This is a genomic window from Thioalkalivibrio sp. AKL10 (genome assembly GCF_000381845.1).
GTDB lineage: Bacteria > Pseudomonadota > Gammaproteobacteria > Ectothiorhodospirales > Ectothiorhodospiraceae > Thioalkalivibrio > Thioalkalivibrio versutus.
The window spans coordinates 1-16059 of record NZ_KB907147.1; the positions used below are offsets into that span (position 1 = coordinate 1).

At 62.8% G+C, this 16059-nt stretch carries 11 protein-coding genes and 2 tRNA genes; 9 read left to right on the forward strand and 4 right to left on the reverse strand.

Translation table 11 applies throughout. From position 1 onward, the window contains the following. The 3 genes from G333_RS14395 to G333_RS14400 all read left to right on the forward strand — a co-directional run. On the forward strand, positions 1 to 2283 hold a 2283-nt coding region (locus tag G333_RS14395), incomplete at its 5' end, for an Ig-like domain-containing protein (RefSeq protein ID WP_019628704.1). Between the two features lie 102 nt (positions 2284 to 2385). Further along, positions 2386 to 2715 carry a hypothetical protein gene (locus G333_RS0113715; RefSeq protein WP_019628705.1) on the forward strand — a complete coding sequence of 110 codons (330 nt, stop codon included), beginning with the start codon at positions 2386 to 2388 and terminating at the stop codon, positions 2713 to 2715. 142 nt (positions 2716 to 2857) lie between these two features. Continuing rightward, complete coding sequence (locus G333_RS14400; RefSeq protein ID WP_155986127.1) at positions 2858 to 5110, forward strand: retention module-containing protein; 2253 nt, start codon at positions 2858 to 2860, stop codon at positions 5108 to 5110. 464 nt (positions 5111 to 5574) lie between these two features. Here G333_RS14400 and G333_RS0113725 read toward each other — a convergent pair whose 3' ends face one another. Continuing rightward, positions 5575 to 7482, reverse strand: a complete 1908-nt coding sequence (locus G333_RS0113725; RefSeq protein ID WP_026340969.1) for a LapD/MoxY N-terminal periplasmic domain-containing protein — start codon at positions 7480 to 7482, stop codon at positions 5575 to 5577. Positions 7483 to 7496: 14 nt separating this feature from the next. Continuing rightward, complete coding sequence (locus tag G333_RS0113730) at positions 7497 to 8225, reverse strand: transglutaminase-like cysteine peptidase (protein ID WP_019628708.1); 729 nt, start codon at positions 8223 to 8225, stop codon at positions 7497 to 7499. 349 nt (positions 8226 to 8574) lie between these two features. Here G333_RS0113730 and G333_RS0113735 point away from each other — a divergent pair, with 349 nt between their 5' ends. After that, positions 8575 to 9963 (forward strand): TolC family outer membrane protein, encoded by a 1389-nt coding sequence (locus G333_RS0113735; protein WP_019628709.1) that lies wholly within the window; start codon positions 8575 to 8577, stop codon positions 9961 to 9963. 229 nt (positions 9964 to 10192) lie between these two features. Here the strand turns inward: G333_RS0113735 and G333_RS0113740 are convergent. Further along, a tRNA-Thr gene (locus G333_RS0113740) sits at positions 10193 to 10268 on the reverse strand. Positions 10269 to 10336: 68 nt separating this feature from the next. Next, positions 10337 to 10423: transfer RNA gene (locus tag G333_RS0113745), tRNA-Leu, on the reverse strand. 104 nt (positions 10424 to 10527) lie between these two features. Between G333_RS0113745 and queA the strand changes: the two genes are divergently transcribed. From queA to secF, 5 genes are all read left to right on the forward strand, one after another. After that, complete coding sequence (gene queA, locus G333_RS0113750; RefSeq protein ID WP_018650223.1) at positions 10528 to 11604, forward strand: tRNA preQ1(34) S-adenosylmethionine ribosyltransferase-isomerase QueA; 1077 nt, start codon at positions 10528 to 10530, stop codon at positions 11602 to 11604. After that, positions 11594 to 12709 (forward strand): tRNA guanosine(34) transglycosylase Tgt, encoded by a 1116-nt coding sequence (tgt, locus tag G333_RS0113755; RefSeq protein WP_018937724.1) that lies wholly within the window; start codon positions 11594 to 11596, stop codon positions 12707 to 12709. The genes queA and tgt overlap by 11 nt, the downstream gene beginning before the upstream one ends. Before the next feature lie 84 nt (positions 12710 to 12793). Beyond that, positions 12794 to 13123: a preprotein translocase subunit YajC gene (gene yajC / locus G333_RS0113760; RefSeq protein ID WP_018145833.1), complete on the forward strand. Its 330-nt coding sequence runs from the start codon at positions 12794 to 12796 to the stop codon at positions 13121 to 13123. A 21-nt stretch (positions 13124 to 13144) separates the two neighbouring features. Beyond that, positions 13145 to 15013, forward strand: coding sequence for a protein translocase subunit SecD (gene secD, locus G333_RS0113765; RefSeq protein WP_019628710.1), 1869 nt, complete (start codon positions 13145 to 13147; stop codon positions 15011 to 15013). Positions 15014 to 15027: 14 nt separating this feature from the next. After that, complete coding sequence (gene secF / locus G333_RS0113770) at positions 15028 to 15975, forward strand: protein translocase subunit SecF (RefSeq protein WP_018937722.1); 948 nt, start codon at positions 15028 to 15030, stop codon at positions 15973 to 15975. Positions 15976 to 16059: the final 84 nt, after the last annotated feature.

Genomic DNA, 16059 nt, shown 5'->3' on the forward strand with positions numbered 1-16059 from the left:
ATCAGCGGTACCAGCACCGACGTGGCTGAAAACGGTGAGGTGAGCATCACCATCACCGACCAGAACGGCAACACCGTGACGGCCACGGCCATCGTGGATGAAAACGGCGACTACAGCGTTGCCGGCGTGGACGTCAGCGGCCTGACCGACGGCCCGCTGACCATCGATGCGGTGGCGACCGACAACAACGGTAATGACATCACCGCCCAGGACACCGCCGAGCTGGATACAACCCCTCCAACTCTCACGGTGGATGCGCCGGACGCGAACACCACCACGCCGACCATCACCGGCACCTCCGATGAAATCGGAGCGACCGTGACCGTGGAGGTGACCGATGCCAATGGAGGCACGCAAACCCTGACGGCCGAAGTGCAGGCGGACGGCACCTGGAGCGTGGATGTAGACGATGCGCTGGCCGAAGGTGACTACGAGGTGGAAGCGACGGTCAGCGATGCGGTGGGTAACGAAACCACCGCGACCGACGACGGCGCGATCGACGTGACCGCGCCGATGCTGACGGTGGATGCGCCGGACGCGAACACCACCACGCCGACCATCACCGGCACCTCCGATGAAATCGGAGCGACCGTGACCGTGGAGGTGACCGATGCCAATGGAGGCACGCAAACCCTGACGGCCGAAGTGCAGGCGGACGGCACCTGGAGCGTGGATGTAGACGATGCGCTGGCCGAAGGTGACTACGAGGTGGAAGCGACGGTCAGCGATGCGGTGGGTAACGAAACCACCGCGACCGACGACGGCGCGATCGACGTGACCGCGCCGATGCTTGCATTCGACGATCTGCCGATCAATACCAACAACACTACGCCAGAAATCACCGGTACCTCCGATGAGATCGGTGCGACCGTGACCGTGGTGGTGACCGATGCCGATGGAATGGAGCAAACGGTCACCGGTGACGTGCAGAACGATGGCACATGGACAGTAGACGTTGAGCGTCCGTTAGCCGTTGGAGAATATACTGCTGAGGCATCTGTCAGCGATGCCTTTGGCAACGAAGCCCATGCGCAAGCAACAGCCCCGGGTGTTATCGTCCCATCGATTTCCATTACTGACTTTGCACTTAAGGAAGAGGTGGGCGTAGAGGTAACTGAGCGGATCTGGGATGGCGGTCTTTCAGATAGCCAGTTTGGCGTTACTTCTACCGTCGACAACACGTCGAGCGGGCCGGGTGCGAGGTTGAATTCAAATCAGATTGATCAAACGGGGAATCTCTCTATAACCAGTGTAGATGGGAGCAACAGCACGTCTCTTATGGCTGTAGGCGACATCTATTCAGTCGCGTGGGAAGAGTTCACTGGCCCTCCGTGGAACAGGCAAGAAGTGCGTGAAACTCGCTCTGCAGAGATGACTGTTACGCGCTCTGACTATTTTTCGGTCACGGGTGAAGAAAAGGATATACTAATTCTGGAGGGCACTGTAAACGGCCAGAAAACGTACGTTGTTATTGATTCAGATGATGTTATAGGGAGTACAATTTTCTCCACAACCAGCTATCTCATTGATGATCAATTTGATACTGATGTAGGTTTCCGAGAAGTCGTGCTCAATGGTTCGGGTATGCCAAACTCCAGTGTGGATATTCTCCAACTTGATGAAGATGGCAATGAGATCCTTCTCGGTGAGACGATCATTGATTCAAGTGGGAGTTGGAGCTTTGATGTTGGCGAGTTGGTAGGCCGGACGGGGCAGCTTAAGGTGCATTCCATTGATGAATTTGGGAATGAGTCGACCGATGTGAAGAACTTTGTTTTTGGAGAGACCAACCTTGCCAACGAACTGGAAGCGGGCGAAGGTGACCATCTCATCGTTGGCGGGCTTGAGGATGATCTATTGATTGGTGGCGATGGCGACGATATTCTGTATGGCGACGCGGGTAACAACACCCTTGTCGGCGGCGCAGGTAACGATATTTTGGTTGGTGGGGCTGGCAATGATACCTTCCTCTGGCAGGAGGGCGATCAGGGATCTACAGATGTACCTGCGATCGATCTTGTCAGGAACTTTGGCGAAGGCGAGAATGTGCTAGATATTGCAGACTTGCTCCAAGGAGCAGGCGATGGAGTTGACCTTAGTGCCTATATTGTGGCTGAGGAGGATGGTGATGATACGGTGCTTTACGTTAACTCCCAAGGCGTCTTAGGCGGTGACAAGGAGAATGCCGATCAGATCATCCTTCTGGAAGGGAAGTCGTTCAGCGGCTCGGATGAAATAGTTCAGCATCTGCTGGACAATGATCAGTTGAAGATCGACCAGTAATCGGTCGTGTTGGGAGCCCCGCCGGTCTGGGTCGGCGGGGCTTTTTGGTGTCTGGGGGTGTAGTCTGGGCAGCGGAGTCGGAAACGGCCGGAGGGGCCGCGCATGTATGTGAGGCGGGATGCGGAAGGCAGGATCGACCAGGTGAGCCGCGAGGCGGATGCCGCTTGCACGGAGTTCGTGGCAGCGGATGCACCGGAGATGGTGGCGTTTCTCGGCGGGGATGTCGGCGAGCCCGCGCCGGCCGCGTTGCAGGCCTCCGACCTGGAGCTGATTCGAGTGCTGGAGGACCTGGTCGAGGTGCTCACGGACAAGGGCGTGATCCGGTTTACGGATCTCCCGGAGGCGGCACAGAAGAAGCTGTTGGGGCGCAAGGATCTTCGTGCCTCGGCGCAACGTCTGAACTTGGTGGAAGACGATGAGGGCTTGCTTTAGACCGGCCGGGAAGTAGATGGGGCGCGATAGGGTCGAGTGTGTCCGTGGTGGCACAATCAGGGGATCCGCGACAGCTCGATTGAAAAGTTACAGGTGAGCGTTCGTATGGGCCGGTCTGCAGGATCGGCGTAGGAGGGGGAGAATGGCTGTGAATGCTGTGGTAGCTACTGTTCAGGCGTTGACCGGGACGGTGATAGCCCGGGACGCCGAGGGCAACTCGAGAGTGCTTGGCGTGGGCGATCCGGTGTATGCGGGCGAAGAAGTGATCCCGCTGCGCGGCGCGTCGGTGGAACTGGAAGGGATGGACGGTGCCGGCGTTTCTCTCAGCGAGGGCCAGCAGGCCCTGATGGGCGAGGCCCTGGCGGAGAGCGGGCGGGCCGATAATCCGGAGATCCCGACGGCGGAAGAAGTGATTGCCGCCCTCGACCGCGGTGAGTCACTGGACGCGCTGATCGCACCTCCCGCAGCCGGCCTGGAGGGCGGTGAGGGCGAAGGGGCCGGGTTTGTACGCGTCGCGCGCATTAGCGAGCCTGTGGAGCCGATTAACTACACCTTCCCGGTGAACGCTTTCGATCGGCCGGATGCCTTGGGCGAGACGGTAGCCGTCCCCGGGGGCGAAGCGGTCGAGACGGGCATTCCGCCCGGTACGCCACCGACCGATCCATCGGTAGATCCCCCTCCGGTGGAACCTCCGCCTGTCGATCCGCCGCCCGTGGATCCCCCCCCTGTTGCGAACCCGACGCTTGCGGTATCCGTTTCGGTGACAGCGGGGTACGGCTACGAAGATGCGAATGACGCCGCTGCGGGTGACGTGGTTTTCGATGTGTCACACGTCCTGAATCTGGACGGGTTGGACCCATCACTGGCCGGGGCGATCGCCTACAGCATCGTGGGTGGAGATACAGCCTACCTGGCGCTGGTCGAGGAAGGCTCGGGTAACTGGGTGGTGGTTCTGACCGAGGCCGGGGCCGCAGCGATTCGCGCCGGCCTGGTGGATGGCAATCAGCTGAATGTAACGATCGAGGGCACGGTGGTCCTGTCCGGGATGGACGATCTCGTGGACGTGGACAGCGCCTTTGCACCGGTACCCGATGTGGTCGTGGAGCCGCCGCCGGATGCCGATCCGACGTTGACCGTTTCGGTTGTGGTATCGACTGGCTACGGCTATGAGGAGGCGAGTGAAGCGGTTGCTGGGGATGTCGTGTTCGACGTGTCGCATTCCCTGAACCTGGACGGGTTGGACCCGTCGCTGGCCGGGGCGATCGCCTACAGTATCGTGGGTGGGGATACAGCCTACCTGGCGCTGGCCCAGGACGGCTCGGGTAACTGGGTGGTGGTTCTGACCGAGGCCGGGGCCGCAGCGATTCGCGCCGGCCTGGTGGATGGCAATCAGCTGAATGTAACGATCGAGGGCACCGTGGTCCTGTCCGGGATGGACGATCTCGTGGATACTGGCAGTGGCGTGGCTCCCGTGCCCGAGCCGAGTGGCGAAGAGCCGCCGGAACCGGTTCTGGATCTGCTGGCTTCTGCCCACACGGTTGGCGGCAGTGACGTTCAGGGCACGATGGCGAATGCGAACAACCTGAAGGAGACCGGCTCGCAGAGTGCAGCCGTCTCGCATCAGGATGGATTTTTCGCGATCGACCATCAGGGGGCTTCGGATGACCCCAACGCGATCGAGTTCGGCGAGGCCCTGCTCTTTACGCTGGTCAGCCCGGCCGATACGGCCGTGTTCCAGATCCAGGGCGCCATTAACGGCGGTTCCTATCACCTGTACGACGCCGAGGGTGTGCGGATCGGTGATGCCCGCGATCTGGCCAGCGATGTGGACGAGAATGGCTTCCTGGAGCTCGGTGGCGAGACGTTCTCCTTCATTGCATTCCAGGGTGGGAGTACGGGTCCTGGAGCCAGTGGGGACGAAAGCGCGTTCGCGGTGAAGCCAGTCGACCTTTCGGTGCAGGTGGTTCAGGGCGAGGATGCGGAGTTCTATCCCGCGGGTGGCGAAGAGGCCTTTGTCTTCGGTGCGAATTTCCTGACGGTCGATTCGGATCAGGACATCTTTGTCGTGTCGCAGGGTGGTGAAGGCAGCATGGAGGATCCGGCACGCTTCGTGATCCAGGGCTTCAGCCTGGAGAGCAACGACCCCGGTGCCCAGATCACGCTCGGCGAGCTCCTGTCCAGCGCGAGCCAGGAGACGATCGACCAGTACCTGATGGCGGAAGCGCAGGGCGAGGACACCGTGCTGCACATCAGCTCGGGCGGCATGCTGGGGAGTGACGCGGACGGTGCCGATTACGCCATCACGCTGGAAGGGATCAGCATGAATGGCTTCGACTCGTCGTACGACTTTATCCAGACCCTGATCGAAAACGGGCATCTCTCCATCGATCAGTAGCGGTCCCTGCCATCGGAATCAAGGGCCCTCCGCCGCGGTGCGGCCCGGGCCTTTTTCTTTTCCGGAATGGAATCTCCGAGCAAGTGAAGTCCGGATTAGAAACGAGGATCAGCCAGTGGCGGGGCTCATTCGGGGACGTGCATGGACCGTTCCGGGCCACTTTGAGTCAGGCCTTCTTGGGAATGTCACCCTCCTGAGGCCCCTTACCCCTGCCCAGTCATCCCGGCCGGAGCGAAGCGAAGAGCCGGGATCTCCCCCGTCGGGGCAACCCCAAGCGCGGAGATCCCGGATAACCGCTACGCGGTTTCCGGGATGACGAAACAGGGGGCCGCTGGAGACGCGAGCTCGACCCTGGCCCGCACGATCCTTGGGCCTAGCTGACTCTCGTTCCGGCCTGGGGCCAGTCGGACAGTTGGCTCCGTGCACGGGTGACCATGCAGACGCCTGCGATCCGGCACGATGCCCTAACGCGTCGGCTCCCGGACCGCGCTACCCGTGATGGCATCGATGCCGGCATCCATCAGCGGATCGATGTCGTCGCTGCTGTCACAGCCTTCGGCGATCACAAGGATCCCGATGGAGTGCGCCAGGGTGCAAAGCCCGCGTATGAGGGCCTTGGTCTCGCTGGAGCGATGCACGCCGTGGGTCAGGGAAGCCTGCAGTTTGACGTAATGGAGGCCAAAGGTGGTCAGGTCGTGCGCCTGAAAGGCTTCCGGTCCTGCGTGTTCGAGCCCCACGGTGAACCCCGTCAGGCGGGCGATTCGACAGAGATCGCGCAGTTCCGCTGGGTGTGCCAGTGCGCCGCGAGCGGGAAACTCGACCCACAGGCGTCCCGCCGCCTGGGGGTCTTGCTGTAGCCGGGATTCGAGGGTCTGACGGAAGTGGGTGTCACGCAGGCTGTCCACCGAGAGGTTGATGGCCAGGCGTTCGCCGACGGTCTTCAGCCGGGACAAGGCCGATTCCAGGACGGCGTCGTCGAGCCTTCGGATCAGATCGAGGCGCACCGCCCAGGGCATGAAATAGCCCGCGGGTCGCAGTTCGCCGTCGAGTAACAGGCGCATCGGCGCTTCGTGATGCATCAGCTGTTGGTCGGCATCGATCACTGGAAACCGACCCAGCTCCACCCCGTGCTGGTCAAGCGCGTCGGTGATGGCCGCCCGCCATTGATGCTGGTCCGAATAGGGAAGGGCGGCATGGGGCTCGTGGGCGACTGCATCGCCGGGCTCCAGTTCCGCCCGCGCCAACGCGAGATCCGCTCGGGCAAGAACCTCCCCGGTGGTGTCTTCGGGGTGGTAGAGGGTCGCGGCAACATGAAGCGTCAGGGCGTCGGGTGCGTCGTCGCCGAGCGTATCCCGAACGCCGCCCAGCAGGGACTGTGCGAAGCGGTGACTGTCCGCGATGCTGTCACCAAAGACCGCGATGTCGGAGCCGTTGAGCCGTCCGGCGGCACCATACTCGGTATGGGCGACGGCCTGTTCCACGACCTTCGCGATTCGCGCGAGCAGCGCATCGAGATTCTGGTGGCCGACGATCTGGTTGATCGTGGCCAGGTCGTGGATGCGGAGCACCACGAGGCTGCCGGAAGAACCGGCATGTCGGTTATCCAGCGTGGCCTGCAGGCGGGCGAGAAAGGGCTCCCGGGCCAGCAGGCCCGTCACGTCATCGTGCTGCAGTCGGGTCTTCAGGCGTTCCAGTCGTCTCGACTCTTCAACGAGCATGGCGCGGACATGCTCGGTCAGTTGGTTCATCGCGCGTACCAGGGCGCGGAATTCCCATGTGCGCGGTTCCGGGGTGGTGATGAAGCGGCGTGCACCTACCGCTTCGGCCTGGTCCACGACTTGCCGGAGGGGCTGGATGAGTCGTCCGAGCAAGAACGACCCCAGTAGACCGATGACCAAGAGCCCCACCGTGAAGATTGCCGTCAATCGAAGGGTGCCGGCCCAGAGTTCTTCGTATGCGTAATTGGTCTGGCTCTCGACGATCAGCGTGCCAAAGGACGACCAGCCATCGGACACCTGTGCCACCCCGGGGCGGACATCGAAATTCAGGGTGTCGATGAACCACATCGGGACACCCCGAGGCGCTTCGGGATTGCGTCGTTCCAGCATGAGATCGCCCGTGGGATCCTCGAGCCGGATATGGCGGTAGTGGCCGGTATCGAACTGGGAGGCAATCTGCAATTCAACGGTCGTATCGTCCTTGGGCAGCTGGGACAGCGATAGTGCCAGCGAGGCTGCATTGTCGATGTTCTTGGTCAGGAGCTGCTGGGCCAGGTAGTTGCGCGCCGAAAGGGTGCTCGCCACGATGCTTACCAGCAGTGCGAGCAACATGATGATTGCGATGGCAACCCAGAGTTGTTTTCTCAGTGTCATGGCTGCGCCCTTGTTTATGGGGTCGGGGTGATCGGTTGGTTGAGGTTCAGGCCATACTCGTCCAGTTGGTCCAGGACTCGGCGCCACCTGGACAGGCGGGCGGTGGGGTCGCCTGCGGACTGGGTGGTTCCATCGGGCCACAGGCCCTGGCTATTGAACGAGAAGATAGGCGTGAGATCGTCGCGCTGCGAGGCGCGTTCGACGCGGGTGATCAGGTTGTCTAGCACTTCGGGCTCGCCTCGGGGGTCCGTGAAGTACCCGAGCACCATGTGCGCCTGACTGATGTTGCTGCCCGGCCCACCCATACGCGCCCGCACGTAGAAAAGGCGAAGGCGCTCATCCGGAATTCCCAGTTTGCGCAGACTCACGTACTTGGCAATGCTGAAGTCTTCGCAGTCGGCGGCGCCCTTGTCCATGGCTTCCAGCGGGGTCGCCCAGAAATCCTCCTGGCCCCAGGTGATCTGGTCATCCTGGTAGCGAAGCATGCGATTGAAAAACTCGTTCACCCGCGCGACTTGCACCCGTTCGTCTTCGCCGGCTAATTCCTCGAGCAGGTTGCGCCACTGCCGGACCCGTTCGGCGGCCTCGGGACCGTAGCGGATGGCCGCGACCTCTTCGAGTTGCGCCAGGTCATCAAGCCCCGCCTGTGGGGTGCCGAAGACCCATGCCGACATCGCCAGAACCAGAGCAAAGGCCAGGTGCTTGATTACGAGCGGCGAATTGCGGGCACGAGAGCGGAGCACGTTGGCGTGCCCTCCGGTGGCTGAGAATGGCGCTGTTAGGCAAATGATGGGCCACGTAGTCCGGGAAAGCCAGAAACAGACGGGCTACACGAGTTGAAGGTGGTGGTCCGCGGGGCTTCCAGGCGTTTGCCAAGCGTTAGGTGGGATCTTTGCTTCTGTTTGCGCAGCGAAAGAGCAGCCCATAGCCTGAAGACTTTTTTGCAAGTAGTTTGTTCGAGTAGTGAAGCGCGCTTGCCCGCGAACCAATGGGTGGGCTTTCAAGTGACATGTGGGGGGACACATCATGGTGAATGGATTTGGGTTTAAGGCCGGCAAGGGAACCTTGCTGGCACTGACAGCAGCCGTAGCGATGGTCGTCGGCGGGACAGCACAGGCCGAGCCGCCAGAACCGCTGCGGGACGCCGCGATGGAAGCGGTGCTTTCCAACCCGGACGTACAGTCACGCTGGCACGCATTTCGTGCGGCGGGCGAGGAGCAGACCGGGGCGCGTGGCCGGTTTATGCCCGAGATCGATCTGAACGCCCGTGCTGGGTACCAGAGCCAGCGGTCCAATAACGACAACTTCAACAACTTCTCGCGCAACCCGCGCGGGGTAGACATCACGCTGACGCAGATGCTGTATGACGGCTTCGAGACGGCCAGCGAGGTTGGGCGTCTGGGCGAGATCCAGCGCGTGCGCTACTTCGAGCTGCGTGAATCGACCGAGGAGACCGCGCTGGAAGCGGTGCGGGCCTTTGCGGATGTGCAACGCCAGCGCGCCCTGGTTGAGCTTGCGCAGGAAAACTACGACGCCCACAAGGACGTCTACGATCAAATCGTGGATCAGACCGATCGGGGTGTTGGCCGGGGAGTGGATCTCGAACAGGCCTCTGGCCGTTTGGCCCTGGCGGAGTCGAATCTGCTGACCGAGCGGCAAAACCTTCACGACGTCAACGCGCGTTACTACCGCGTGGTCGGGCAGATGCCTGCAGACGAACGTGTGGATCTCGTGGGGACGTTCTCCGACGAGCCGATTCCAGCCACGGCGCAGGAGGCCCTGACCGAGGCGATCACCAAGAACCCGGCGATGTTCGCCTCGCTGCGCAACATGGAGGCCGCCCAGCAGCAGCGCAATGTCGCACGCTCTGCGTTCCATCCGCGGGTCGATCTTCAGCTGCGTCACGCCTATGAAAACGACGTCCTGGAGCGCGATGATACCCGTATTCGCGACACTTCCGCGTTGGTCGTGATGTCCTTTAACCTCTTCCGCGGCGGGGCGGATCAGGCGCGTGTTCGCCAGTTCACCGAAGAATTCAATCAGGCGCGCGATCAGCAGGAAGGGGTGTGCCGCAATGTGCGCCAGACGGTTTCCGTGGCGTATAACGATATCCGTTCGCTCGAGAGTCAGCTGCGTTTTCTGCGTCAGCATCGGGACTCTTCCGATCGTGTTCGCACGGCGTATCGTCAGCAGTTCGGCATCGGGCAGCGAAGCCTGCTGGATCTGCTGGATACCGAGAACGAATACTTCGAGGCGAGTCGTGCTCACGTAAATGCGCAGCATGACATGGAGATCGCCAAGGCTCGTGCCTTGAACGGGCTGGGTCGCCTGCTGGAGTACCTGGATGTGTCACGTGGCGACATGCCGACTGCGGCGGACCTCGGCCTCGTGGACGAGGCTGCGCGGATCGATCCGGAAGCGGTCTGTCCGGCCGACGCCCCGCAGATGACGGAAACGCGTCATGAGAGCATCTTCCGCTAGGAGGCGGATGGTCTCGCGGGTTTGAAGAAAGGGTCAGTCTTCGGGCTGGCCCTTTTTAATGGTGGCGTCTGGACCTAGCAGCACGTTGAACCGCCCCGGGTGTCGCGGAGAGCTCTTGCCATGCGTGGACCTGATCCGGGGAAGTCAAAGGCCGGGCAGCCAGAACGCTAACAGCTTGATGTGTGCCAGCGGGGCTCATTCACGGAGTCTGATTAACTAACTGAAAAAATGGAGCCGGCGACAGGAGTCGAACCTGCGACCCTCTGATTACAAATCAGATGCTCTACCAACTGAGCTACACCGGCCTGGTGCCTGGGGCGCATCATTGGATGCTTCCCTGGGGTTTGGGCCTGGCGGCGGGCCCGAGAAGATTTGGTGCCGGGAGCGAGAATCGAACTCGCACTCTGTTGCCAGAACCGGATTTTGAATCCGGCGCGTCTACCAGTTCCGCCATCCCGGCTTGTGGGGCCGTAGTGTAGCGCAGGTTCTCTGCGGCACAAACGGGGCAGAGCGATCTTCCGCACTCCGCGCCGCGTCGAGTGGTGCGTGGTAGGATCGCGCGCCATGCGTGTTGCCGATTTCGATTACGAGCTCCCGCCGGAGCTGATTGCACAGTATCCGCTACCGGACCGGGCGGGTTCGCGTCTGTTGGTCCTGGAGGAAGAGCGCCCGCGGGACGCTCGCTTTGCAGAGATCGAGGATCTTCTGCGGCCGGGTGACCTGCTGGTGCTGAACGATACCCGGGTGATTCCGGCGCGTGTCTTCGGGCGCAAGGAGAGCGGGGGACAGGTGGAGGTTCTGGTCGAACGAATCGAGTCGCCCGGCCAAGTGCTGGCGATGGTCCGCGCCAGCCGGGCGCCGAAGGTCGGGGCCCGGCTACGCCTGGCGGATGCCTTTACCGTCGAAGTGACCGGCCGCGAGGGCCCGTTCTTCCGCCTGGCCCTGGTTGATGCCGACGATGTGCTCGCCTTGTTGCGCGAGCATGGACACATCCCCCTGCCGCCCTATATCGAGCGCGCCGACGAGGCGCATGATGCCGATCGCTACCAGACCGTGTTCGCGGCGCGCGAGGGTGCGGTTGCGGCCCCCACGGCAGGCCTGCATTTCGATGATGCCCTGCTGGGGCGCCTGCGCTCGGCGGGGGTGGAGACCGCGACGGTGACCCTGCACGTCGGGGCGGGGACCTTCCAGCCGGTGAAGGTCGAGGACACTTCGGCGCATGAGATGCATGCGGAGTGGTTGGAGGTGTCCCCCGAGGCCTGCGCGGCGGTAGCGGCTTGCAAGGCGCGTGGCGGGCGTGTGGTCGCGGTCGGTACGACCTGCGTGCGCTCGCTGGAGACCGCGGCCGCTGGGGGAGAACTGGCGCCGTTCCAGGGCGAGACGCGGCTATTCATCCAGCCGGGGGATCGATTTCGGGTGGTGGACCGGATGGTGACCAATTTTCATTTGCCGCAGAGCACGCTGTTGATGCTGGTGGCGGCATTTGCCGGCTATCGCCGGATCCTGGATGCGTATGCCCACGCGGTGGCGCAGCGCTACCGGTTTTTCAGTTACGGCGACGCGATGTGGCTGGCGCCGGGGCAGGGCGATGATCTGCCCCCGAGTATGACCACCGCCGCGGGAGAGTCCGATGGAGTTTGAGAATCTGGCCGCCGATGGCGCGGCGCGCCGCGGCCGTCTGCACTTCCCGCGCGGGACGGTGGAGACCCCGGCCTTCATGCCGGTGGGAACCTACGGCACGGTCAAGGCAATGACGCCGGAGGAGCTGCGCGAGCTGGGCGCGGAGATCATCCTCGGTAACACCTTCCACCTGATGCTGCGCCCGGGCACGGAGGTGATCCGGGCGCATGGCGACCTGCACGATTTTATGCACTGGGAGGGCCCGATCCTGACCGATTCCGGCGGATTCCAGGTCTTCTCGCTCGCGGAGATGCGCAAGATCAGCGAGGAGGGTGTGCGTTTCCAGTCGCCGGTGGATGGCTCGAAGGTGCTGATGACGCCGGAGTCCTCGATGCAGGTGCAGCGTGAGCTGGGCTCGGACATCGTGATGATCTTTGACGAGTGCACGCCATACCCGGCCACCGCGGACGAGGCGCGCCAGTCGATGGAGCTGTCACTGCGCTGGGCAGCGCGTTCGCGCACGGCACACGGTGACAACCCGGCGGCGTTGTTCGGCATCGTGCAGGGCGGGATGTACCCGGACCTGCGGCGGGAGTCGGCCGAGGGGCTACAGGCGATCGGCTTTGACGGTTACGCGATCGGCGGGCTGTCGGTGGGCGAACCGGAGGACGAGCGCCTGCAGACGCTGGATGCCACCCTGCCGCTGCTGCCGCAGGATCGTCCGCGTTACTTGATGGGGGTGGGCCGGCCGGAGGACATCGTCGAGGCCGTGCGACGCGGCGTGGACATGTTCGACTGCGTGATGCCGACCCGCAACGCCCGCAACGGGTTCCTCTATACCCGCGAGGGCGTGCTGCGCATTCGCAATGCGCGCTTCCGCGACGATGTCGGCCCGGTCGATCCGGAATGCGGGTGCTACACCTGTCGTCACTATTCGCGGGCGTATCTGAAGCACCTGGACAAGTGCAACGAGATCCTCGGTTCGCGCCTGGCGACGACCCACAACCTCCATTACTACCAGGATTTGATGCGCGGATTGCGCGAGGCGATCGCGGCCGGCGCGCTGAGCGAGTTCGTGGCCGATTTCTACGGCCGACGCGGCATGGCGATCCCGCCTGTGCCATAATCCGCGCGGTATTTTTTTCGCTCGCCGGGTGTGGCCCGAGCTCCCCGGTGGCGTCCGAATCTGAACCGAAGACGGAGTGTTTCGATGGACTTTCTGATTTCTGCAGCGCATGCCCAGGAAGGTGGAGCGGCCGGCGGCGGCATGATCGAGTTCCTGATCATGATCGTTATTTTCTTTGCGATCATGTACTTCCTGATCATCCGCCCGCAGAGCAAGCGCGCCAAGGAGCACCGCTCCATGGTCGAGGCCCTGTCCAAGGGCGACGAGATCGTCACCAACGGCGGTGTGGCCGGCAAGATTACCGAAGTCAGCGACGACTTCATCAAGGTCGACATTGCCGACGGCGTGAACGTGGCGGTACAGAAGCAGTCGGTCGCCTCCGTGATGCCCAAGGGCACGCTGAAAGATCTCTAAACGCCCTCCAGGGTTTTTGATATGCGCAATTCCTATCCGGCGTGGCTGTACGCCCTGATCGTCGTGGTCGTTCTGGGCGCGGGGCTGTATGCCGCGCCCAACCTGTTCCCGGAAGACCCGTCGGTGCAGATCGGTAATCCGGTCACCGGCGAGATCGACGGGAACATCCGTGACCTGATGGGCACCATCCTGGGTGCCCAGGGCGTGACGCCGAAACAGGTGGAGGAGCAGGACGACGGGCAGCTACTCCTGCGCTTCGAGACCAGCGACGAGCAGTCGCTCGCCGCGGAGATCCTGCGCAATGCCCTGGATGACAACTACACCGTCGCCCTGAATCTGGCCCCGGCGACGCCGAACTGGCTGCGCGCGATCAACGGTCAGCCGATGGCACTGGGTCTGGACCTGCGCGGCGGGGTGCACTTCCTGATGGAGGTGGATCTGGATGCCGTGATCGGAACGGCGATGGAACGCTACTCCAACGAGCTGCGCGGCAGGATGCGCGACGAGCGTCTGACGTTCGACACGATCGAGCGCAGTTCCAGTGACCTGACCGTCATGTTCGCGGACGAGGAAAACCTCGCGGCAGCCGAGAGCTGGCTGACCCGTGAATATCGCGGCGAGCTGGAATGGGAGATCCGCGGTAGCGGCGACACCACCCGCATGGTGGGCACCCTGAGCGATGACCACCTGACCGAGCTGCGCCGTCAGGCCCTGCAGCAGAACATCTCTACCCTGCGCTCGCGCGTGGATGAGCTGGGCGTGGCCGAGCCGATCATTGCCCAGCAGGGCGAGCACCGGATCGTGGTTCAGCTCCCCGGCGTGCAGGACACTGCGCGGGCCAAGGAAGTGCTCGGCGCGACCGCCACGCTGGAGTTCCGCCTGGTCTCCGAGGCCGGTGACCCGATGGAGGCCGCTGAATCTGGCCGCGCACCGTCCGGGACGCGTCTGTACCGCGAGCGTGACGGGACCCCGGTGCTGCTGCAGCGCCAGGTGATGCTCACCGGTGACTACATTACCGACGCCTCTTCCGGGATTGCCCAGGATAGTGGCGGCCCGGCCGTGTTCATCAATCTCGATGGCCAGGGGGCGCGCATCTTCTCGCGGGTGACCTCGGATAACGTGGGCCGCCTGATGGCGTCGGTGTTCATCGAGACGACCACCGAGACGGTGGAGGAAGACGGCGAGCAGGTCATGCGTACCTCGCGCAGCGAAGAGGTCATCAACGTTGCGCGCATCAACGAGCCGCTGGGCCGACGCTTCCAGATCTCGGGTCTGGATACCACGCGTGAGGCGCGCAACCTCGCGCTGCTGCTGCGCGCCGGTGCGCTGGCCGCGCCGATGTCGATTGTCGAGGAACGCACGGTGGGTCCGAGCCTGGGCCAGGAGAACATCGATCGCGGCATGCAGTCGGTGGTGATCGGATTCATCCTCGTGATGATCTTCATGATCCTCTACTACCGCGCCTTTGGACTGATCGCGAACGTGGCGCTGGCACTGAACCTGATCTTCATCGTCTCGGTTTTGTCGATGCTGCAGGCGACCCTGACCCTGCCGGGGATTGCGGGGATCGTGCTGACCGTCGGCATGGCGGTGGACGCCAACGTGCTGATCTTTGAGCGCATACGCGAGGAGATCCGCAACGGACTGTCACCCCAGGCGGCCATTTCGTCGGGCTATGACCGAGCGTTCACCACCATCGCGGATGCCAACGTGACCACGCTGATCGCGGCGCTGGTGCTGTTCCTGTTCGGTACCGGGCCGATCAAGGGCTTTGCCATCACGTTGTCGATCGGGATCATCGCGTCGATGTTCACCGCGATCATCGTGACCCGCGCAATCGTCAATCTGACCTACGGGCGCCAGCGTCGGCTGACGCGCCTGGCCATCTGAGCGCGGAGAAAACTATGCTTCCGCATCTGAATTTCGCTGAATCGAACATCGATTTCCTCGGCAAGCGCAAGATCACGATCGCGATCTCGCTGGTCCTGATCATTATCTCGGTGGCGCTGCTGGCCACCCGCGGGCTGAACTTCGGGATCGACTTCACCGGGGGGACCCTGGTGGAAGTGGGCTACCCCGAAGCGGTGGAGCTGGATACGATCCGCGAGACCCTGTCGGCGGGCGGCTATGAGGGGGCGCAGGTGCAGACCTTCGGCACCTCGCGCGATGTCCTGATTCGCCTGCCGCCAAGCGAAGACGACGACAACCCGGCGATGTTGTCCAACCGGGTGTTGAATGCTCTTCGGGATGGCGGGCCGGACGATCCGGATCTTCGTCGGGTGGAGTTCGTCGGTCCGGCCGTCGGCGAGGAGCTTCGCGAGCAGGGCGGTCTGGCGATGATCTATGCGCTGGCCGGCATCCTGATCTATGTGGCAGTGCGTTTCGAGTGGCGCTTCTCCATTGGATCGGTGCTGGCGCTGGTGCACGACGTGCTGATCACGCTGGGGATCTTCTCGCTGCTGCAGATGGAGTTCGACCTGGGGGTGCTCGCCGCCGTGCTGGCGGTGATTGGCTACTCGCTGAATGACACCATCGTGGTGTACGACCGAATACGCGAGAACTTCCGTGTGCTGCGCAAGCAGAGCACGGAACAGGTGATGAACAATGCGGTGAACAAGACCCTGGCGCGGACCATCGTGACCAGCATGACCACCCTGCTGGTGTTGCTCTCGCTCGCCTTCCTGGGTGGGGCGGCCCTGCAGAACTTCTCGATTGCGCTGATCATCGGGGTGGTCGTGGGGACGTACTCGTCCATCTTCATCGCGGCGACCGCAGCGTTGATGCTGGGTGTCGACCGTCAGGTCCTGCTGCCGGTGAAGAAGGAAGGGGCGGAAGAGGATCAGACGCCCTGACCCGGTTCATGCCTGTCCGAATCACCCTGTCCTAGCCATATGTAGGACAGGGGACATAAAAATGCCCGGGGCCGCAAGGCTGCC